The sequence below is a fragment of the Mucilaginibacter frigoritolerans genome (genome assembly GCF_007830615.1).
Lineage (GTDB): Bacteria > Bacteroidota > Bacteroidia > Sphingobacteriales > Sphingobacteriaceae > Mucilaginibacter > Mucilaginibacter frigoritolerans.
In genome coordinates this window covers 282,088-303,989 of the sequence record NZ_VLLI01000003.1, presented here as the reverse complement: position 1 = coordinate 303,989, position 21,902 = coordinate 282,088, and the positions used below count along the sequence as shown (strand labels likewise).

The 21,902-nt window shown below is 43.2% G+C and carries 13 protein-coding genes; 1 reads left to right on the top strand and 12 read right to left on the bottom strand.

All coding sequences use genetic code 11. The features are described 5' to 3' along the window. Window positions 1–82 precede the first annotated feature (82 nt). Both JN11_RS07105 and JN11_RS07100 read right to left on the bottom strand, forming a co-directional pair. Window positions 83–1,669, bottom strand: coding sequence for a flavin monoamine oxidase family protein (locus JN11_RS07105; protein ID WP_144911100.1), 1,587 nt, complete (start codon window positions 1,667–1,669; stop codon window positions 83–85). A 43-nt stretch (window positions 1,670–1,712) separates the two neighbouring features. Further along, window positions 1,713–3,665 carry a thiamine pyrophosphate-binding protein gene (locus JN11_RS07100; RefSeq protein ID WP_144911098.1) on the bottom strand — a complete coding sequence of 651 codons (1,953 nt, stop codon included), beginning with the start codon at window positions 3,663–3,665 and terminating at the stop codon, window positions 1,713–1,715. Window positions 3,666–4,065: 400 nt separating this feature from the next. On the opposite strand from JN11_RS07100, the gene JN11_RS07095 reads away from it, so the two are divergent. Then, window positions 4,066–6,411, top strand: a complete 2,346-nt coding sequence (locus JN11_RS07095) for a S9 family peptidase (RefSeq protein ID WP_144911096.1) — start codon at window positions 4,066–4,068, stop codon at window positions 6,409–6,411. Window positions 6,412–6,677: 266 nt separating this feature from the next. On the opposite strand, the gene JN11_RS07090 is transcribed toward JN11_RS07095, so the two are convergent. The 10 genes from JN11_RS07090 to JN11_RS07045 all read right to left on the bottom strand — a co-directional run bounded on the left by JN11_RS07090 (window position 6,678) and on the right by JN11_RS07045 (window position 21,901). Beyond that, entirely contained in the window at window positions 6,678–8,051 is a 1,374-nt protein-coding gene (locus JN11_RS07090) for a hypothetical protein (RefSeq protein WP_144911094.1), read from the bottom strand. Window positions 8,052–8,092: 41 nt separating this feature from the next. After that, window positions 8,093–8,905: an SH3 domain-containing protein gene (locus JN11_RS07085; RefSeq protein WP_144911092.1), complete on the bottom strand. Its 813-nt coding sequence runs from the start codon at window positions 8,903–8,905 to the stop codon at window positions 8,093–8,095. A 36-nt stretch (window positions 8,906–8,941) separates the two neighbouring features. Next, window positions 8,942–10,243 (bottom strand): ATP-binding protein, encoded by a 1,302-nt coding sequence (locus JN11_RS07080; protein ID WP_144911090.1) that lies wholly within the window; start codon window positions 10,241–10,243, stop codon window positions 8,942–8,944. An 86-nt stretch (window positions 10,244–10,329) separates the two neighbouring features. Then, window positions 10,330–11,745: an eCIS core domain-containing protein gene (locus tag JN11_RS07075; protein WP_144911088.1), complete on the bottom strand. Its 1,416-nt coding sequence runs from the start codon at window positions 11,743–11,745 to the stop codon at window positions 10,330–10,332. 30 nt (window positions 11,746–11,775) lie between these two features. Continuing rightward, window positions 11,776–13,182 carry an eCIS core domain-containing protein gene (locus tag JN11_RS07070; RefSeq protein ID WP_211360690.1) on the bottom strand — a complete coding sequence of 469 codons (1,407 nt, stop codon included), beginning with the start codon at window positions 13,180–13,182 and terminating at the stop codon, window positions 11,776–11,778. Between the two features lie 4 nt (window positions 13,183–13,186). After that, window positions 13,187–15,091, bottom strand: coding sequence for an eCIS core domain-containing protein (locus JN11_RS07065; RefSeq protein WP_211360688.1), 1,905 nt, complete (start codon window positions 15,089–15,091; stop codon window positions 13,187–13,189). A gap of 13 nt (window positions 15,092–15,104) precedes the next feature. Continuing rightward, window positions 15,105–15,404: a hypothetical protein gene (locus tag JN11_RS07060; RefSeq protein ID WP_144911084.1), complete on the bottom strand. Its 300-nt coding sequence runs from the start codon at window positions 15,402–15,404 to the stop codon at window positions 15,105–15,107. Window positions 15,405–15,432: 28 nt separating this feature from the next. Next, window positions 15,433–16,773, bottom strand: coding sequence for an eCIS core domain-containing protein (locus tag JN11_RS07055; RefSeq protein ID WP_144911082.1), 1,341 nt, complete (start codon window positions 16,771–16,773; stop codon window positions 15,433–15,435). 11 nt (window positions 16,774–16,784) lie between these two features. Beyond that, window positions 16,785–18,518, bottom strand: a complete 1,734-nt coding sequence (locus JN11_RS07050) for a contractile injection system tape measure protein (RefSeq protein WP_144911079.1) — start codon at window positions 18,516–18,518, stop codon at window positions 16,785–16,787. A 17-nt stretch (window positions 18,519–18,535) separates the two neighbouring features. After that, window positions 18,536–21,901: a hypothetical protein gene (locus tag JN11_RS07045; protein ID WP_144911077.1), complete on the bottom strand. Its 3,366-nt coding sequence runs from the start codon at window positions 21,899–21,901 to the stop codon at window positions 18,536–18,538. Window position 21,902 lies beyond the last annotated feature (1 nt).

Genomic DNA, 21,902 nt, shown 5'->3' with positions numbered 1-21,902 from the left:
TTTTTTCTACCTCAAACGAAAAAAATAAGCCCGCCAAACGTTCCATTAGAATGTTTGGCGGGCTTTTATTTAGAAATAGAATTTATTTGAACTTACTTAACATGATATCAGCAGTTTGCAGGGCGCCTTCTACCCATCCTTGTGCATCAGAATAAGCTTCACCACAGATGTAAAGCTTCAGATTTTTAATAGGATGTGTAATTTCTTCCCTTACTTCCCAGCTTTTTACGCCAATGTTCCAGCTGTTCCAGCCACCACCAAAGGGATCTTCGCCCCAATCACGGAAGGCTGCGTTTTTAACTACAGGAGTATGGCTAAGTCCGTGCATCAGCTGTAACTGGCGGGCTACTTCGGCTACCATTTTTCCGGGAGCCTGGTATTCGTACCAATCCAAATGCACTTCATTCTCTTTGGCATCGCCTAAAAATGGGTTTTCAATTTTAGGGTGTGCAAATCCTTGTCTCCATGCTGCGGTACGTTGCGGGCGTAAACCATCCCAAAAACCAATGTTGTTGCCATCGTCATAGCTGGCTAACAGCATTGCCTCGCCTGAGGTAGCAGGCTGACCATTGTCTTTTGGCCAGTAATAAGTTTGGCGTACAGGCAGGTCGGTAACACTGCGGCCGGCTTCAACAGGGACAAATTTCCCGGTTTTGGCATCGGTATAACCTGCTGCCAGCCACCATGGGGTATTGTAAGTAGTGAATAACTTAAACAGCGGGCGCGGGGTAACGCTGCCAATAAGGGTTTGAATTTGTTGTAGCGGAGGACAGGTTGGAGCCAGCAGATCAAGCGAGCGGCGGGGCATGGCCAGGATCAGGGAATCAGCTATGATCTTATCACCGTTAACAGACAAATGAAACTTACCATCAATTGATTCAAATGCTTCCAGCTTGGAATTGATACGTACTTCGCCGCCTAGTTTAGTAAAGAAATCGGCCAGCGTTTTAGGCACCTGCTGAAATCCGTTTTTAAAACCTTTGTACTCAGGCACGATACCAAAATCAGAAAGATACCATGGAATAGCGTCAGCTGCATTCCAGTTGGACAGGGTAGAGTTATAACCACCGGCATCAGTACCAAACTGGTAAGCTTCGCCACTTATTACGCGGTACAATACATTCCAAAATCCTTGCTTGTATAGTGGCTCGCCGGCAAAGCTTGCATTTTGCGCCATCAGCTTACGTTCTTCCTCTGTCAGAGCAGGATTAGTTATTCCCGGGACAATCTGTTCAATGGCATTTACAATAATGCCGCCCGGGGTGCCACCTTTTTCTAAAAAGGTAAGGTTGTAGGGCACCTTGTTTGGCTGGGTGGTAAAATCAGAAAGACGCAGGTAAACGCCACGCAGGTAAGCAATGTTTTGAGGCTCATCTACCGGGAAATCATACAGCTCAATCTTATTATTTTCGGGTAGTTGCTTGTTTAATTCTTTTATCAGGGCGACTATAAGCGGTTGGGCATTTTCCAGTATCCGCATACCGCCAAGCTCGGCAACCATGTCGGGGATATGAGGCGGGGTTACTGATAATAAGCGGCCGCCGATATGGTCCCAGCCTTCAAAAACCACAATTTTTTTGTTAGGATGTTTTTGTTTAAGCTTCCAGGCGCTGTACACACCTGATACGCCGCCGCCAACAATGGCAATGTCAATAGTTTCTTGTTTCATATTAAGGCCTTTTGAACGGAAGGCTCCGTTTGATTTAGGTTAATTAAAATATTGATGGAATATTAGCTGGAATTGCTGTTCCTGATGCTTTAAATAATTTTTCGGTAGCATGTTTATGGAAAAAATCGAGCGCCGGTTGTTCAATGTAATATTTGAGCAGTAAATCGCGGGTTTCCTGTTCGGTAGCAGGTGGCGGGGTATCCTGCGCAGTGCGCATATCCAGTATGTACGATTTATTGTTGGTTGTTACATAATCAACCCCACGGGCAACGGCTGCTTTTACATCGGCAGGTTTTTCAACTACTTCTCCGGCTTCGCCACCAAAAGCTTTTGCCAGGGCTACAAAATCAAATTTTGGTCTGTTAATACGTAAATATTCAGGATCGGTAGTGGCGGGTGTCCACTCATAACCTTGGGCAGTGCCGTAAGCTGCAATAACCTGTTGTAAACCTAGTTGTAAGGTGTGGTACTCGCGGTTATTGGTGATGATATACAATATGCCCAAACCTTCATGAGCTGCTGTCCAGTAGGTTTGCGGATAAAACAGGGACGATCCATCGCCCACCGCATTTACCACTAGTTTGGTAGTAATACCCTGTGAGCCTTCAGGTTCCAGCTTAATACCTATGGAGGCAGGCATCGACCAACCTAATGATCCTCCTGCAACGCAGTAATAACTGATCGGCTTTGAGCCATCGGTACCAAATGGCAGCAGGTATTGAAATGGTGCACCGTCAGATACCGCTTCATGAACGTACACAAACTGTTTCTCTAAATTTCGTTCTATTATGGCTTCGCGCAGGGCTTCGGCTATAGTTACGGCCCAAATTTCGGGTTGCTTTAGGGCAGTGGCTTTATATTTTGTCCATTGTACCTTGCGCTGTTCTGCCAGTGCTTCCAGGTGCTTGTTGCGGGCAGCGGCACCTTCGGGTACATGTTTGCTGATGTATTGATTAATTAGGGGAAGGGTAGCTTTTATATCACCCAAAACAGCCGATTCGCCATAAAAATTCTTGCCGATGTCCCATGTGTTGTTGGTTAAATATACCTGCCTTACATGATCAGGGATAAGCGGTCCGTCTGAATATTTAAAAACTGCCAGTTGTGCCTGTGCGCCAAATCCTACTAAAAAGGCTACATCATGATCTTTAAATACTCCCTGTATCGCAGCCTGGCTGCCGGGAAGTTCACCCTGCCAGTGCATATCGTTGTTAGGGAAATTGGCTAAGCTGCTAAATGTTTGCAATAAAACGGGCGCACCAATCAGAGTAGCCAGTTCCTGTAACTCGGGCCATGCATCTGCATAACCTGCCGCATCGCCTGCAACAATAATAGGGTTCTTGGCCCCGGCCAGTAGTTTTGCCGATTGTTCAATAGCTGCCGCATCGCCGGTAAAGTGCGATGATATTTTGGTAATGCCCTTTATATGGGCTTCATCAGGAATCCTAACCATATTAAATTCCCATGGTATAGAAATAAATACCGGCCCGTTAGGTGGCGCCATAGCTTCTTTAAATGCGCGTTGCAGTACTAATGGCATTTCGGCAGGGGTACGTACTTCGTGTGCCCATTTGGTATATTGTTTGGCGAGGTCAACCAGGTTGGAAGCTAATAAAGGTTCCTGGGTTACCAGTTCATTTTGCTGCTGGCAGCAAAGAATAATTAATGGCACCTGCGATTTGTAAGCATTAAAAAGGTTGCCAATGCCATGTGCAATACCCGGGGTAACATGCACTACCACAATGCCTGGTTTTCCCGTCATGCGGGCCGAGCCCATAGCGGCACCCATGGCAATGTTTTCGTGCAGGCATTCCACATAATGTACTTCATTTTCGGGGTAGGAAGTACCATCAATAATAGGAATCTCGTTGGTGCCCGGTACGCCGAATATGTAGTGAATGCCTAATTCTTTTAAAATATCGAATATGTAATCACGGGTCCAGCGTTTGGGTTGGGTTGGCGGAGCAGCATTGGCTGCTTTGTTTTTTGCACTCATAAGATTTAGGTTTAGGAAGATTTATTAAAAAATGCGATTGTTGGAAAGGTTTAAAACGATGCCTTTTTTTCTCTGAAAGAAAATTATTTAACGATTTTTAAGATGAGCTATTGATAGTCATATTCGGTCAACTTGCGATAAGGTTTAGGTGCAACGGATTAACAGCATAAAAATACTGTTCCTGTTTTACTTTACTATACCGTAAAAACACGGTATATATTACGTATTTTAACGGTATATATGATTAAATAGCCAGTTTTGGCAGTTGTAGGGAAGGTGAAATCTTTTGTTGTAAGTCAAAATGCTGTTACATGTAGCGGCACTGTTACACAAACCATTAATTTGCAATTTATTGACCTCTTTTATTTACATAATAATTAAATAGTTATATACTATAGCGATGAACAAATTTTTTATCACGGCCATTCCCTTAATGCTCACGCTTGCGGTGAATGCGCAGCAGGGGAGTAATTTAACAGCAAAGGACTATGAACATGCCGAAAGCTTTTTAAGTTACAATACCGATCCGCTTATTGATCATGCCAATGTGCGCCCAAACTGGTTGCCGGGCGATAGCTTCTGGTACCGTACATTAACTGCACAAGGCAGCGAATTTATTTTGGTTGATCCGGCTAAAAAAACACGTACTGCGGCATTTGATCAGCAAAAATTGGCTTCAGCATTGTCAACAGCTACCGGTAATAAGTATGAGGCTGATAAACTGCCGTTTGAAACTTTTAGTTTTTCGGTTGATGATAAATCAATTACTTTTCATGCTGCTGATAAACACTGGAAATATGATCTGAGCACTAATCAATGTAATGAATATACAGGTGCTGCTGATGGAGGAGAAGAAGCTGCTGGCGGACGCCGTGCGCTGCGTGGTAATAAAGGGAATGAAATCCTTTCACCCGATGGAACAAAGGCTGCCTTTATAAAGGAATATAATTTATGGGTGCGCGATGTTAAAACCGGCAAACAAACCCAGCTGACCACAGATGGTATAAAAGACTTTGGCTATGCTACTGACAATGCCGGTTGGAAAACCAGCGATAGCCCTATTTTGCTATGGTCGCCTGATTCAAAAAAGATTGCCACTTTTCAGCAGGATGAGCGCGGTGTAAGCGATATGTATTTAGTTACTACCAATGTAGGTAAGCCAACGCTGAAAGCATGGAAATATCCGCTGCCTGGCGATAAAATTGTAACTACCATTCAAAGGGTAATTATTAATGTTGATGAGCCAAAAGTGATCAGGTTACAAATTCCTGCCGATCCGCACAGGGCAACGCTAAGTGATGATATTTCAAGCAGTGGAACTTTTGATGATGTAAACTGGAATGAAGATGCCAGTAAACTGGCTTTTGTATCAACCTCGCGCGATCACAAGCAGGAGAAAGTACGCATTGCTGATGCAGCAACAGGTGCCGTTCGTGAAGTTTTTGAGGAAAATGTGGCAACACAATACGAATCTGGCTGGGGCGATATCAACTGGAAATACCTGGCTAAAACCAACGAAATTATATGGTTTTCGGAACGTGATAACTACGGTCATCTTTATTTATATGATGCGGCAACCGGAAAAATTAAAAACCAAATTACCAAAGGCGATTGGGTAGTTACCCGTTTGCTTAAGGTTGATGAGAAAAACCGCATGATATATTTTATTGCTGATGGCAGAGAGGCGGAAAATCCTTATTTCAGTCAATTATGTAAAATTGGATTTGACGGTAAACATTTTGCCGTATTAACGCCAGAGGCCGGTAACCACATGGTTACTTTATCACCGTCAGGAAATTATTTTATCGACAGCTATTCCAAACCTGATGTTGCGCCAGTTATTGTTTTGCGTAATACCGATGGTAAGCTGATTGCTAACCTGGAGAAAACTGATGTCAGCAGGTTAGTTGCCAGCGGATGGAAACCCGTAACACCTTTTTCGGCAAAGGCCAATGATGGCAAAACGGATATTTACGGTATAATGTTTACGCCAACCCATCTTGATCCTAATAAAAAATATCCTATTATAGATTATATTTACCCGGGTCCGCAGGGTGGTAGTGTTGGCAGCTGGTCGTTCTCAGCATCAAGGGGCGACAACCAGGCACTTGCCGAGCTGGGCTTTATTGTGGTAGCTATTGAAGGTACCAGCAACCCATTACGTTCAAAAAGCTTCCACGATATGAGCTATGGTAACATGGCCGAAAATACGTTGCCTGATCAGATTTCGGCTATCAGACAGCTCGCTTCAAAATATAACTATATCGATACTACTAAGGTGGGTATCTGGGGCCACTCAGGTGGTGGTTTTGCTACTGCTGATGCGATGTTCCGCTACCCGGATTTCTTTAAAGTAGGGATCTCCGAATCAGGAAACCACGATAACCGCAACTACGAGGATGATTGGGGCGAAAGATATGATGGTTTAGCGGCTAACTCAAACTACGAGGCACAAGCCAATGAAAATTACGCCAAAAATCTTAAAGGTAAGCTGATGCTTGCTCACGGATTGATGGACAATAACGTACCACCGCAAAATACCCTGCTGGTTGTACAGGCATTGGAAAAAGCAAATAAAGATTATGACCTGGTAATATTCCCGAACAGTCCGCATGGTTATGGACCGTTTGCACCATACATGATGCGTCGTCGCTGGGATTATTTTGTGAAGAATTTACAAGGTGTTGAACCACCTTATGAATATCTGCTCAAATCAAAACCTGACCCACGCAACTTGGCAAAATAGCATATAATGAAACAGGCCTTCCGAATTTGGAAGGCCTGTTTTGTTAGAAGTAAATTAAATTGTTACGGTGTTACCTCATTTCTTTGCGCGAAGCAGAGAAGATGATCCAGCGCAGCTTAGATAGGATGAGTGAGCACCGGCCAATGCATTTACGCTGGCGCCGCACGTAGAGAGGACTCACCCGGTCATTGCTTCGCCCGTTGACCCTCTATGATAAGTCATAAAGAGGGTTGAGGAAATTTATTTATAATCATTTGCCAAGCAGCCTACCCATTAGCCGGCGTTATATCCAATGCTAAATCAACACTTTCAGTAGCACTGCCGATAGCAAGAGTTTGGCTTGCCGATAAGTTGATAATAGAGCTGCCTTTTTTATAAGCCATAATAGCCAGTAAGGTATATTTACCCAGCGACAAATCTTTCGCTGTAAAACTGTCTCCCTGATCATTTGCAGGTGGGATAAGGGTAATTACATTTCCACCTTCCGCTGCCTGCAATGTTACTACAGCGCTGTTAAATCCGCCTTCAATAATATCAGGTCCATCAACAGATTCTGAAACTGCCGGGGAGAGCTGAAGGTTAACCGTAATATCAGCAGCGGCAACTGCCGGCACCTGTGCCGTTTCGGTAGCAGTTGTAGTATCCGGTTGGGCAACTACTGCTACTGCTGTGGATGTTCCGGTCGTTTCAGCAGGAATTAAAGCTGCGCTATCTGTATTTGTACTGTCGGTTTTAGTTGTAAGGGTATCGGTAGTTAAAGTATCGCCGGTTGTATTTGAAGAATCTGTAGAGTTGGATGTTTTGTCATCTCCTGAGCCATCAGCAGTATCGCCTCCTGATGAAGCTGTTGTAGCTGTAGCTGCGGTGCCTGCTGAACCATCCGAAACAGGTAGTACCAGGTCCTTAAGCCGGTCGATGAATTTAATAACCCTGCCCGAAAAGAATCCACAGATAAAAGAAAATAGCAAGAGTCCCTTGCCCATACTTATATCGGTCATTTTGTTATCCGTATTAAGCAGGTTATAACCTAAAACCAGTACCAGTGCGCATACGGGTGCGTAAAACATTTTTGAAACCTGTACCGCAATTTCCGAAACATCAAAAGGCCCGGTATCTGCATCGCCGGCATCTTTCAAAGCCTGGCCGTTAGCAAGACTTACATAATAAATCAGGCTGGTTAAAACACCAACCAATGCCCACATTAAAACTTCCAGGTAGGTGCGTGGGCCTACAAACCAAAAGAAATCACTAACAATGATATCATGGCTGGCCAGATATGATTTTGCATCCTTATTGTTAAATCCTACTAAAAGCTGATCAAGCTGTTTTAATCCGGTTGAATCTATCTGGTTGTTATATTCATTTTTCAGGAACACAAATATCAGCTGGTTGCGCTTTTCTCTTTGCAAAGTAGTTTTCTGACTGGTATCAGACTGACCCGTTGCAAGGCTTGCATCCGGATATGCTGCAAACACATTATCCAGGTTGGTTAGTTGTGTTGGATCGAGCTTTTTATGATCCGTTCCCTGGTAATGTAAATGGAGTGAAAAATAAATGATAGTTACAGAAACAAGTATAACGCAGAGGGCCAATAACCATCCTGATCCGCTCCATATTTTTGCTTTGATAAATGCTAACATGATTTCTATTTTTAAAGGTTCGGTGTAATGTTTTTAATTTTTTATGATAGTAGTGTGCTGAAAACCCATTCATCAGCAGTGCTGCTTATTTTACTCCATCCGTTAAATACCGTATAGATAGTTACCTCAGTACCGTTAGTAAGGGTGTGTAAAACCGGGAAGTTTAAACCGGGGCCGCCGCGCACATTCAACACATCAGCTTTAACTTTTTTGATTAAGGTTGATGGCTGGACCTGCCCCTTTAGCTCCGTTATTTTATTTTGGATGAGCGGATAAAAATTAGCCTCGGCAGAAGTAATAGTATTGGTACCGAAAAAAGCTGTTCCGGGACAAGTTTTTTGCTCATCACCTACCTGGTTGTTGTTGATCTTATCATCGCTGAACCGCTTGCCTGTTCTATTAAACCAATGGTGGTAAACTATTTGCTCCTTATTCAGTTCAAGGCTAAACTTTATACAAAACAGGGCATTTAAAAATACGATGGAGGCCCTGTGCGATGGAGTCATATAATCGCCTCTGGTATCAAAATTACCCAGGTTTTCGATACAGATAGCACCATGATTGGCCCCGAAAATACCGGCAGGCGTAATATCGATGGGCCTGCACAAACCAATATTGCCCGATGGAAAAGTGGTGATGTTTTGTCCGATGTCGCTCCAGCCCCTGTCTTTAATATGGAAGTTTCTCATCGCTTCCAGCCAGTACATTTCACCATTGTTAGGTGTTACATCCCGGTAGCCGGGGCTCCAGGTATGGTGGTTCTGGATCACTGTTATTTGCCGCGAAAAATGTGAGTTCATCACATATTTTTGAAAATCCAATGGCGAGTAAATGTAAAACTGAGCTAATGACATCGGTATGGCCCTCCCTGGCTAATTGTTTTAAATCGGTTAATTCATTGTCCGTTCTTCTTTTCTGTATTCTTTTCTCATCGCTTCAATAATATCATTTAGGCGGATGTATTGATCGCTTTTTGAAATGGCCTGCAGGGCCGCATAGTGAATAATGTTGAGGATAGACGCGCCGCTTAGCTCATACTTGGCAGCAATGGCTTTTAAATCAATGCCAGGTTCTAAGCTATAAGAGGCCGGTATCGCTTTTTCCCATAGTTTAAGGCGTTCATCAGGGTTTGGAATTGAAAAATGAACCACTGCCTGAAATCGCCTTAAAAAAGCATCGTCCATATTGCTTTTTAAGTTTGATGCCAGTATAACCAGTCCATTATAATCTTCAACACGCTGCAACAGGTAGCTTACTTCCTGGTTGGCATACCGGTCGTGCGAGCTTTGTACATTTGTACGTTTGCTAAATAAGGCATCGGCCTCATCAAAAAATAAGATCCAGTTTTTCTTTTCAGCTTTAATAAAAATGCTTTCGAGGTTCTTTTCTGTTTCGCCGATGTATTTACTCACCACCTGCGAAAGATCAACCCGGTATACATCCTTCCCCAGATGCCTGCCCAGCAATGAGGCCGTAAGCGTTTTACCCGTTCCGGATGGGCCATGGAAAAGCGCTTTATAACCAGGTTTTATTTTACGCTTCATGTTTACATCCTGCATCAGCGTATCATTGTGTTTTACCCAAACCATAATATCATTTAATTGATTTTGGGTATGATAGTTCAGCACCAGATCATCCCAGGTCATTTCTGTAGATATTTTTTTAGCGGGAAAATCGGGACCGAATTTGGGCGCGGTTTCGGTGCCGGTTACGAGTCTGTTGATCCATTCCCGGTTAAGTATTAATCTTCCGCTCATTTCAGGTTCACCATCTTTAACCGATTCCAGCGAGAGGATAAATTCTTTAACCAAGGTGCCGTCTTTTAGTAGTTGCTTAATAATAAGCCTGTTGTTTAAATTATTGCCGGCTAAAATAAACTGCGCTGTTTCGCCGGTAGGTAATAGTCCCCGATGGTTAGTACCTCTAACGCCGCCAATTTCGGGGAAATCGCCTCCCTGTGGCATGGCTTCTTTAATTACTTCATCATAAAAATTAGGATAAATATGTGGCAGGTAAGCAATCAGGAAAATAAGGCTTTCCTGAGGATTAAGCATAATGTTATATTGATGGAAATCTGCTGCTATTGAACTGGCAGCAGGTCCCAAATCCCATTCTGAACTATAATCTTTTTGGATAACAGCTCTTAAAAAATCAGCAAAAGACTGAATATATGTTTCTATATTTTTTAACATGGTTATTTTATGGGCCTAACTTTTAAATTTTATCATGTGGTTATATAATTAATCTTTTGCACTTGTTGATTTGATTTTGTCTTATTTTAAGGCTGAGTTGGGGGCTGTGGCTGTGGTTGTAACATACGTTGTGCATCTTCAGCTGCAACCTGTTCAGGCGGCCTGTTATAATTAATTAAGGTTTGTTGATGCAACCACTCTATAAATTGATATAAGGATAAGCTACCAATGTTAGCTGCTGTGATTGATACACTTCCTCCCTGGGCCTGTAGTGCCGAGTTGATGTCAGCAGCCATCTCTGTAAGTAATTGCGGAATTGGATAGCTATTTAAGGGCCTTGTAAGATTTACAAAAAGAGTGTTAATACTACCACTTAAGGCTATGGATGAAATTATTCCACCTATTACACTTAAGTGTGCCCTTGTTCTGGTAGGTATTCCATTATAAGTCCAGTTGGCAGGATCACAAATAACCCTTGCCGTTAATATCGATACAAGCAAAGCATTTCCTATGGCATTTGAAATTCCGCGGAGTGTGTCTTGTGCGGTATTGAGTGCTGCAATTCCCTGGGCAATTGCGTTACTCATATCATATATTCTTGAGGTTAAGAAGGCCGGAACACCCTCCCTTACCACTCCGCCTGAATCAATTGTGCCGTGAGCCAGCCAATCAAGACCACCTTTACTCGAATCATACTGATCGGGTGTGCCTTTGCAACCCCTAAAAGGATGTGTGTCGGTTACCAAAACTCCCGAATGATCATAAACGCATTCATTCATGGGGTCATCACGGGTCGGAGCACGGGTTTCCAGAATAGTTCTGAATCCACAATGAAATACTGCAGTTGGGCCCGGATAAAGATGAAAACCAGGCGGAACAGGTGCATCATCAGCTAAACTTGCCGGACAAGGAGCCATGCGTTGTATTTTATCACCTGCTGATTTTTGCTGAATTACATGTGTTAGTTCATGCGCCATTAGTTTTTTGCCACTATCGCTTTCGGGCGAGTATTGACCGGAGTTAAAAACTATATTGTTACCTGTTGTATAGGCCAACGCATTAATGGACTGTGCCGATTTAGCAGCAACGGAATCTGTATGGATTTTTACATTTGAAAAATCATGACTAAATCTCGGTTCAAAAAACTGCCTACTGGTTTGCGACATTTGCTGCCCCGACGAGCCTAACGAATTTATATAACTATCCAGTTCGCTGCTGCCATGTACCCGGGCCCCGTTTTCTTCCTTACGATGCACGTGCTTTTCCTCTTCTTCGCAGGCCTGGCATTTCCGCTGCACATGGCCGATTGCCGGTTTAAAAAATGCATTTTGATTGAAAGATGGATCAGCCATGCGCATTACCTTATCAGCCATATGATCAGCCTCCTGTTCATAAACATCATTTGGCTGATTGATGGTAAGTTTGGGCTGAAAAAATAGAGGCCTGGAGCCTGAAATATCTTTAGACTTTTGATTGTTGGCGATATGTTGATACGTATTCAAGTTTTTTTTAATTGCGAATTTGTTATTTGTTTATGGAGGACATGGGCCTGGTATTGCTGCTGAAACAGTAGGAGGGTTTGAAAAACGGAGCCTCATGTCAAATGGCCCATTGCCCTGTGCCCAACCAACGCAGGTGCTTAAATCATAATGGCTTTTACAGTCCAAATCGCACCCGCGATGGCAAAAGCCTAAAGTGTCGCCAGCTGCTTCGCATGCGTCATAGCAATCATCATGAGTTCTGCAACCTGCATGTGAACCGCAGCTCAGCACGCCAGTATAGGTATATGTAAAGTGGCAGGTCCCTGTTGAATCAGGTAAACAAATCACCTGGTCAGCTTCATGGGTGCAGGTATCAGGGCAATTAACGCCACAGGCTCCGCGGCACAACGAACCGCTTGGAATATGCGGGTTTATTAACAAAGGAGTTCCACTAGCTCCTGGTGCCGGCGCAGGCAGTGGTGTTGCACTACATGCTGGCGGTGGTGGCGGCGGTTTGTTGGGCGTGTGGTAGTTAAGTGCTACGGAGCGGTAATCGCCAATATTGGCTGTGCCCGGGTATCCGCCGGTAGCGTTTTCCAGGCCCACTGTATGCCCCGCCCCCCTTATAATATCCGCTACTTTATGTGCCCTGTTGCATGAAAGAGAAACATTATTTGCTTCAGGCCCTTCGGCGCTGGCCATTCCTAATACATCAATAGGAGTAGCGGCATCTATGGTGCCAATTTTTGTTTTTAACCGGTCTTCTTCACCCTCATTAAAATTAACAGTATTAACTACAAAAGTAAACCGCTCGGCCGAAGGTACTGCCGATACCAAGGCACATGCTGGTGCTGGTTTATCAGCTTTTTGAATTTTTGTTTTTGCGCTTCCTCCTTGCTGTATTACGTGCGTAAGCTCATGTGCCATCAGCCTTTTTCCTGTATCCGAATTGGGGGCATATTGCCCTGAATTAAAAACTATATTGCTGCCGGTAGTATAAGCCAAAGCATTGATGGATTGTGCCGATTTTGCCGCAACAGAATCGGTGTGAACTCTGACATTTGAAAAATCGTGTCCAAATCGCTGCTCAAAGAATTGCAGGCTGCTTTGTGACATGGATTTTCCTGAACTCCCCAGCGAGTTTACATAGCTATCCAGTTCGTGGCTTCCCTGTGCCTCGCCATTGCCGCTCTCCTTTCTGTGTACATGTTTTTTCTCTTCTTCACAAGCCTGGCACTTCCGTTGCACATGGTTATTGGCAGGTTTAAAAAATGCGGTTTGATTCGTTGACGGATCTGACATACGCATAACCTTATCAGCCATGTGATCTGCTTCGCGTTCATGAACATCATTAGGTTGGCTTATGCCGGATATAGACCCAAAAAAAGCTGCCCGACCACTGTTTTGTTCTGAAATAGCAGCCCGATTATCCGTGGTTTTTAATTTAAATGCATTCATCGTTTTAAGGGCAAGGATTTCTAAGTGTTGGACAAAAATCATTCTGGCCTGGTGGGCAAAGCGTACCCGCAGCTATCTCTAAAATAGTGCCCCAAACATTTCCTAATAGCTTTCTCTTGAAACAGGTAAAGGCATCACCGGTATGCATATCAAATCCCATTCTGGAGGTTATACAAGGTGCCGATAAGGCATCAAGTCCGCTTCGTACACCTGCACCGGGTGCAAATGCAGCAGTAATTAATGCCTGTATATTTGTTGGAAGGGCCGGCAAGCTCGCAGCCCGCCACGCATATATCGGGTTGGTTGTTGAAGTAGTATCCTCCGCTGGTAATAATGATAACGCTCTGAAGTTTGCCTGATTAAGCAATCGTGTCCGCGTAGCTCCGTCGGACGAAGTCCCGGCAGTGCGGGCTTGCGCCCCCTCCTCATGGCTTAGCCTCATGGCCTCGCTCATCATTTGTTGAGTTTGCTGTTGGGCTGTGCTGGCTGTTGCGCCCGCAGGAGCAAAAAGATGATCGTCGCCAACTGCCCGCCACTTAAAAGGTGTTCCGGTTGCGGTTCCCGCAGGGCCGCGTGGGCTTACTACATCCAAACCTGCATTATCTGCATCGTGCAAAACTTTTGATATTAAGTCGCCTATTGAAAATGATGTAAGCGTACTACCGCCCATGGCTCTAACTACAGGTGCTATTTCGCCTGTTAGATAATCTACTGTAACAATGTTGCCAATGGCGTCCCTTTCATTAATATGGCTAGCCATATAGCAGCTTATCATGGTAATCATATTATCTGTAAAATTAGGGAACATGCCATTCCAGTAACTCTGGATGCTTCCACGTTGTGTTCTGACGTGTCCGGCAGAAAAGGCATCGGTAAGATAGTGCTGGGCAAATGCTTCCCTTGCCTCCCAGGTCCATCGCCTAACTACCAAAGGATTAAAGCCTTCCATATAAGCATCTTGTATTGCCTGAGTGTGACCGGCTATGTAACGTTCGCGATTGCTGTTTCCTGGCGAGCTACCTGTGGAAAAATGCGACTCGTTACGCGCAGCCAACCGATTATATCGTTCGTTTACAGCATCAATAGCCGTTTGACTTACATTTGGCTGTGGCCTGGTTGAGTTTACCTTCCACAATACGTAATCTATCTGCTCTTTATCTGACGGGATTCTGCTTTCTGCAAGTGACGCTATTTGTTCAAGGCTTTCAAAATAATCGCCTGCCATAGCAATCATCTCGCCAAAACTGAATGAACCGTAGGCGGTTACCAGCACATTACCGCCAACAGCTGTGTCACCCATTCGCCGGTGCTCATCTGACCCGAATCTTCTAATGGTTTTATCTCCGTTGCTTTGCTGTATTACATGGGTTAGCTCATGCGCCATGAGTTTTTTACCACTGTTGCTATCCGGGGCATATTGCCCGCTGTTAAAAACAATATTGTTACCTGTTGTATAGGCAAGGGCATTGATGGATTGAGCAGATTTTGCGGCTACGCTATCCGTATGGATTTTTACGTTTGAAAAGTCGTGCCCGAACCGAGGTTCAAAGAACTGCCTGCTGGTTGCAGACATTGATTGTCCCGATGAACTTAATGAACTTACATAACTGTCCAACCCGGTACTGCTCCCCGATTCACCTGTATTATTCTCCTTACGATGTACATGTTTATCTTCTTCTTCGCAAGCCTGGCATTTACGCTGTACATGATTTACAGCCGGTTTAAAAAAGGTATTTTGGTTGGCAGATGGATCAGCCATGCGCATAACCTTGTCAGCCATATGATCAGCCTCCTGTTCATAAATGTCATTGGGCTGGTTTATGGTGAGTTTGGGTTGGAAAAAGAATCCTGAAGACGATTTAACTTTCGCTTCAGATGAAATTGATCCGGATAGTGTTTTAGCTTCCAACTTTTTCTGAATTTTAATGATCCTTCAAATACTCAATTTCCCATGATGTTTTATTATCATCAACAAAACCGCTTATCGGCATTAAATTATACGGTTCATTATGTGCCTTGATTTTTAATCCCATTTCGAATTGTAAACCGGTATGACTTGACAAAAATGATTGGTTAACGGTATCGTTCTGTAATATGGTAATCGTAATATTACTTTCGTTAATATTTCCTTTTACTGTTTTTAATACCTGACATTGGTATACAGAACCATACCCGATAAGGCCGGCAAATGATGCTTTAACTATTATTATAAGTTTATCCATTTTTTCAATGTATTCCATCTATGTAATATTACCAACTGGGTGCCGAAAATTCTACTACTGGCGTACTATGAAAATTGGCTGTCATCCAGTTTGCCAAAGCTTCAATGCTGTATACCTTAACTTTATCTGACGTACCATTAGCAGTAAACGATGTATTTGGAGGTGGCCAAAAAGTATAAACATCTGATCCGCTTCCAGTAGCCAGTGCCACATGCGATGTACCATTAAAGAATACTATATCGCCGCGTTGAACCGGAAGGTTTGGTCCCATAAGTGAGTACGTTTTCTTTGCTCCTCTTGACATTTTATCAGCCCATTGATTCATTGGTATATTCACATATAAATTATGGATCCAAGTCCAGTTAATTGAACCTGATTTAAAGGCCGACATTAAAACAGCTTCCCAGCAATTCATTACGGTACCTGGCCAAATTGCAGGGAACGGCGCTTCTTTAGGTGCCGATGCCCACGATTCAAAATCAGTTCCTGAGCCAGGAAAAGATTGGTCCCAAACCATGGTAGTGCCCACGGTTTTTTCCATATTGGCAGCGGTCGCATCATCAACAAGCGTATTTAATATATACCCTTTTATTGCCAATCCACTAACAGTAGTATCCACTTGCAACCAGTCGCCGCTATTGGCTATAACCTTTAAAGTAGCACCTTTTGCAACACTAGCCAAAATGTTGGATGGATTTGATGAGTCGGTAGAGCTTCTTATCCTCGCGCCTGAAGCCGGAGTAACTACTCCCTGCCACGGGTAGGGTGTTCTTATAAGCCGTTGTATATTGCTGCCCTGTTGCACCACATGTGTCAACTCATGAGCCATTAATTTCTTTCCACTCTCGCTCTCGGGCGAATACTGCCCACTATTAAAAACAATATTATTGCCAGTGGTATAGGCCAATGCATTGATAGATTGTGCAGACTTTGCGGCAACAGTGTCAGTGTGGAGTTTTACGTTCGAGAAATCATAACCGAATCTGGGTTCAAAAAACTTCCTGCTGCTTTCAGACATTTGTTGCCCTGATGAACTTAATGAGCTCACATAACTGTCCAGTCCGCCACTATTTCCTGTTTCACCCGCACTATTTTCCTTACGGCGTACATGTTTATCTTCCTCCTCGCAGGCCTGGCATTTGCGTTGTAAATTTTTATCTGCCGGTTTAAAAAAAGTAGTGATACTAACTGAGTTATCAGTCATCCGCATAACCTTATCGGCCATATGATCAGCTTCCCGTTCGTAATGATCCCCTGGCTCGTTAATAGTGAGTTTTGTTTGTATTACAGGTTTAAAAAAAGAACCTCCATTAACCGGATTGCTTTTTTGCTTATTGTCATTACTGTGTTTAAGAGTAGCTGTTTCCATAATATCTCGGTTTAATACCAGTCAACACTTAATATACTTTCCATCCAGGGGTGGCGGATGGTTGAAAATCCCCATGGGAGTTTACCCAATAAAATGTCAATCGTTTTTTGTTCAACCTTTAGCAACCAGCCGTTTTCTTTTAATTCGAGGTTACCATTGCGTTGTAAAAAAGCTTCGCGGAAACCACCTATAGAGCTGGTTTTTAATGGTTCCCAATAACTGAGCACATTTTTTAGCAAATCATTCGACTGTCTTTTCTCTTTAGTGCTTAGTTTGATGTTTGTTACCAGTGGCTGCTCCAAAGGATGCTCGCATAATATTTTTTGAAGTGCCAGGTCAAATTCAGCAGCTTCGGTCATACCTGTAGCCAGGTAATAAAGCAGCATCACGGCTCTTGCACGTGCTTCTTCATTAATGAATTTGTTATTTTCCATTAATGCCAGCCTTTCAAAATATATTTTAATGAAAGGATTTAATATTACCGTGCCGCAATTATTAATGCTAATGATATCTTTTTCATTCAGGTCTGAGTTTTTATTTCTTTTTTTAAGGAGCTCTTCCTTGCTTTGAGGCTTGGTCTCATTATCCAAAATGGTTTCCTGTTTGTTATAGTTTTTGTCCTGATTACTTTGCGAATCATTTCTATCAATGCTATCCCCATCTGTATTTATTATTCCGGATTTATTTTTACCTTTTTTCTTTCTGGAAGTATCGCTTGTCCCCTGGCTGCCTTCGATTGTTTGCTTAATATCTTTAGCTATTGTCTCCTCATCTTCACCGTTTACTTTGGTTTTTATGTTGATAGTATTGCCATTCGATTTAAAAAACAAAACCAACTGTTTAAAAGCATTTTTAACTGCGTAAGTTTTAATACCTGTCAGTATCTTTTTTTCTTTAGCAGCGCCAATTGGTTTACTGGTAATTCTGAAATGGTCAGTTAATAGTTTTAAAATTTTAAATGAATATTCGCTATGCTGTTTGTTTAATAAAACCTCAAATGCAAACTGCCAGATTTTGTTACGAAGTACTACCCCATTTGAATCAAAATATCGATCTTCACTATCTGTCTGTGCCTTTTGCTTGTGCGATTTTTGTTCTTTTCTGGAGGATAAAACGGTTTTGTCAGCATTGAAAATATTCAATATAAAAACATAATCTGCAAACATTGGCTCCCAGTTATCACTAGCCGAGGAGGCTATATTTAGCAATACTTCTGTGATGAGGCGATCAGAAAATTGCAAAACAAGGCGGTCAATACTTGTTGCATTTGGGTTGTTTTTTAACCATTCAGCTAAAAAACGGTATTCATTTTTGGTAAGATTTTGTAGAAGGTCTGCCTCCCAGTTGGCCATTTTCTGGACTGACGAATACCAGGGCAGATAACCTTTTTCGAGAAAAAATACTAGCGCATTAACGGATGACTGTGCAACGCTCTGTATCGATTCATCGCCCGAAGAATTATTGATGCTCTCTTTTTTGGCAGACAGACTTTCAGTAAGTGCACTAACAAACCTGGTTTTAAATTCATGTTCAAAATTTTGCGGATTAATCTCGCCTAAATCCAGTTGCAGAGTGTCAATACGAACTACTTTACCCGGAGGAAACACACTGTCGAGTGCTGATTCCAGCTTCGTTTTTAGTTCGTTCTGAAGCAAATAGCTCACCATTGACTGCAAAGCAAATGCATCATCCTTTCCTGGGATTTGAAGTGTTACTTTTTGCCGGTGAACTAAATGCTTTTGCATCTTCAATCAGTTAATAGCTATCCTTTTTTGGTGAATATATTTTTTATGCCGGATAAAATGCTTCCTGACCCAATTGGAGTTTCACTGAGCCCGTTGGGCGAAATGTATAGTGTTTGGGTAACCGATGCCAGGGCGCATTGTCCGTTTGAAACCGTAAGTGTTGCAAAGGTTTGAGTTTGCCCACCATTCGGATCAACCTGTACAGTTAGCTGAGGTGATTGAAGAGACGAAGCCGTTTCTGAAAAACCGGTGCCAAAACTCCAGCTATAAGTGTACCCAATGCCACTAGCATCCGGAGTAAACACTGCGGTTAAAATATTTACGCTGTTAACCGTACTAAAACTTGCCTTAAAGCTAAAGGTGCTTACCGGTGTTGCCAATACTGTAACCGTAACGGGGTTAGAGGCCACGCCGTTTAAAGTATAGGTGATTTTATAAACACCCGCCTTTGCGGTGGCCGGCGTAAAGGTTAGTTTAACCGGATCGAGGCCTGCTACGGTATTAAATGTTCCTCCCGGTGCCGAAACTGTTATTGGTTCGGCAGTAGTATCGTTATCACAAAAGGTTGTTCCCATTGTTATTGTAGGCTTAACAGGTGTAACAGTATTGGTGAGCACATAAGCAACGGGCGGGCAGTCTGAACAGCATAAATAAGGGATATAAAAATCGGCTATTACGGCTCCGTTAGGAATTGAATACCCGGGCGGACGCCGTGTTGGAACGTTTTGGAGAATACCTAATATGGTTTGCCTGGTAGCTGCAGTAATATCAGTAGCACTATTAACATAACTACTGATCAGGTTTAATGTACTAGGGTCAAGCGCAGAGGTGGTATCGGCGGTTGTTGCAGTGCTTAAGCTGTCGGCAGTAGTTGCTGCAATATTTACCTGGGCGGCGCTAACGTCAGTGCTTTGCTTAATAAGTATCTGGTTGGTTGCCTGCGGCGTGGCGGTAGTTGTTGCCGCGGCTGTTGCTGCCGTTGTTGCGGTGTCGGTAATTACTCTTTCAGTGCCGGTGTGGTAAACCAACACCAAGGTGCCGCCTTTGGGCACGCCTGCTTTGTGCTCCAGCCCCGGATGATTTTTAAAGTGGTTTAAAAAATTGAGTTGTTGCTCATACTGTGTTAGCCTGTTGGTATATGCTGTTACCAGAACCTGCAGGCGTTCTTCCAAACACAAACTGGTAAGAAGCCCTAATTCGTCAACTAAAAGATCTAGTTCGGTGTCTTCGGCAAGGGTAACATATTGTGCATTGGCGGCCGTAGTATTGTTTGATGCTATGTTTTCGGTAAGTTCCATCAATATGCCCATGGCGTATAAGGTATCGGCCAGGTAAGTTTGGTAAATGGTATTAAAGCCATTTATGTCAATCTCTGCAAGGGTATTGGTTTGCAATGCAAACATGAGCTCTTCCACAGCATCAACAAAAGCAAATAAATAATAGTAAACTGTAGTTAACGAGTTGCTGGAATCAATTTGCACCGGATTGGTAAACACGCCCGTGCTATCTAACGCAGCCAGGTAAGCACTTCCAATGGTACTTGCCACAGCAGGGCAATAAGTACGCATAAAATTACCCTTTTGGTAAGTAGGTGTGAGGGTTTGGCTTGCAGCTATATTAATGGTCGCCGGTTCCAGCTTAAAGGCGCTGTAGTTGAGGTTTGCCGTTTGCGGTATTTCGTACAGGTAAGAGCGGGCCGTGGTGAATGAACCTGTATTTTGGGCAGTTGTATTTGCGGCTACTACATAAGGCAACTTGGTTATAAAACAAAATACAGTGTGTATTTTACAAGCTGCTTCGCTTAGTAGTAACTGGTAATCCGTATCCAGATCATTCATGCTGCATTGTGGCAAGGAAGCATTCGGTTGCAGTTGATCGGCAGAAACGGCTACCACATCAAACGGTAAATTATATTGGGATTGTTGATTTAAGATGTTGGTTAAAACGGTATTATAGTTTTGACCGATGTGCCCTTCTACCCTGAAAAAATTAAAGCACTCAATATCGTACAACAATGGTTGGGTAACGGTTGGATCACTGCTGTAAAGGCTCGAATTGTAGCTGAGATTGCGGGCGGCATTGTTATTAACGGTTTTATAATAGTTCCAATATTTATACAGTTCAGAACCGTTTACATTAATCTTGTAATAATAGGGTATGGCACGTTCAGATAGCAAAGCATATTCAAACTTGCTTGGTGTTATAGTGATAGTTGCCTGCGTTTGCAAAGCCTGTGTCTGTACGGTAAAATAGTTAACCATTATCACCATGCGGTTAAATAGCAACGCCGCATCAGCAACGTCTTCGCCCATTTTTGAAAATAATGCCGAGTAGATAAAATAATTGCGGTAACTATCTTTTGTAAAGGCGTTGGTGGCTTGCGAGGCGCTGCCTAAAACCAGGTGCAGCGGAAACAAATTTTCATCAGGGCAGCAGGTACCCATAATGGCTGATGCCTGGGTGTTAAATTCGTTGTAGGCCTTTATCAAATCATCAACAAAATCATACAGATACTGGATGAAAACCGGATTGCTGCTTTGTATGCTGCTGCGCGCACTTTGTAAATTAACCAATAGGTTCGCAAACGGATTGGTAGTAGCCTTTACCATATTGCCATATTGCTGAAAACAACTTGTATAGGCATTGGCTACAGCAGTAAGCGTAGCATCATCAACCAGGCTGGCAAATGCGTTGAGTACATCGTTGCTGTTATTTAAATCGGCATAAGGTACGTTGTACCTTTTTAAGCTCAACTGGTTAGGCTTTAGCAGCCTTAAATCTAACAGCGGAATGCTGACTCTTGCTAAGGTACCCGGTAAATCGCTAATGGCAACCAATAAAGGGCGTACCGTAAATACCATGGTCGATCCGCTGTTATTACAATCGAGCATGTTGCAGTTTTTGAGCTCTGTTTCGGCAGCTTCCAGGAAAAGCACCACTGCATAATCGGTTAAAAAGCTTGTGGCCGATGATATGGTTACTGCTGTGGCCTGTTTATCACTTTCCAGCGCATTGAAATCGTCATCTGTGAGTAACTGCCATACATTTTTGCCAGCGCAAAAAGGTTTGTAAAAAGGCAGATTGCCGGTATAGGTAAACGGCAAATCGAGCGGCATATCAACTGCAGCATACGGAATATAGTAGGTATACTGCATCGTATCCAGGGTAATCAAGTACCCTTGCGATGTTATGCCGCAGCCTTTATTTACTTGAATGATGCCCGTATTGAGTACAATATCGAGCCCGCAAACAATGCCAATACCTATTAACTTATTTCTTGTCCAGCGGTCTTGCTGATCAAGGTAATTAAAGGTTTCGTTAAGGTGGTCATTGGTGAGCACCTGGTCTGGTTCAAATACGATGTATTCAAATGGATTTGCCATA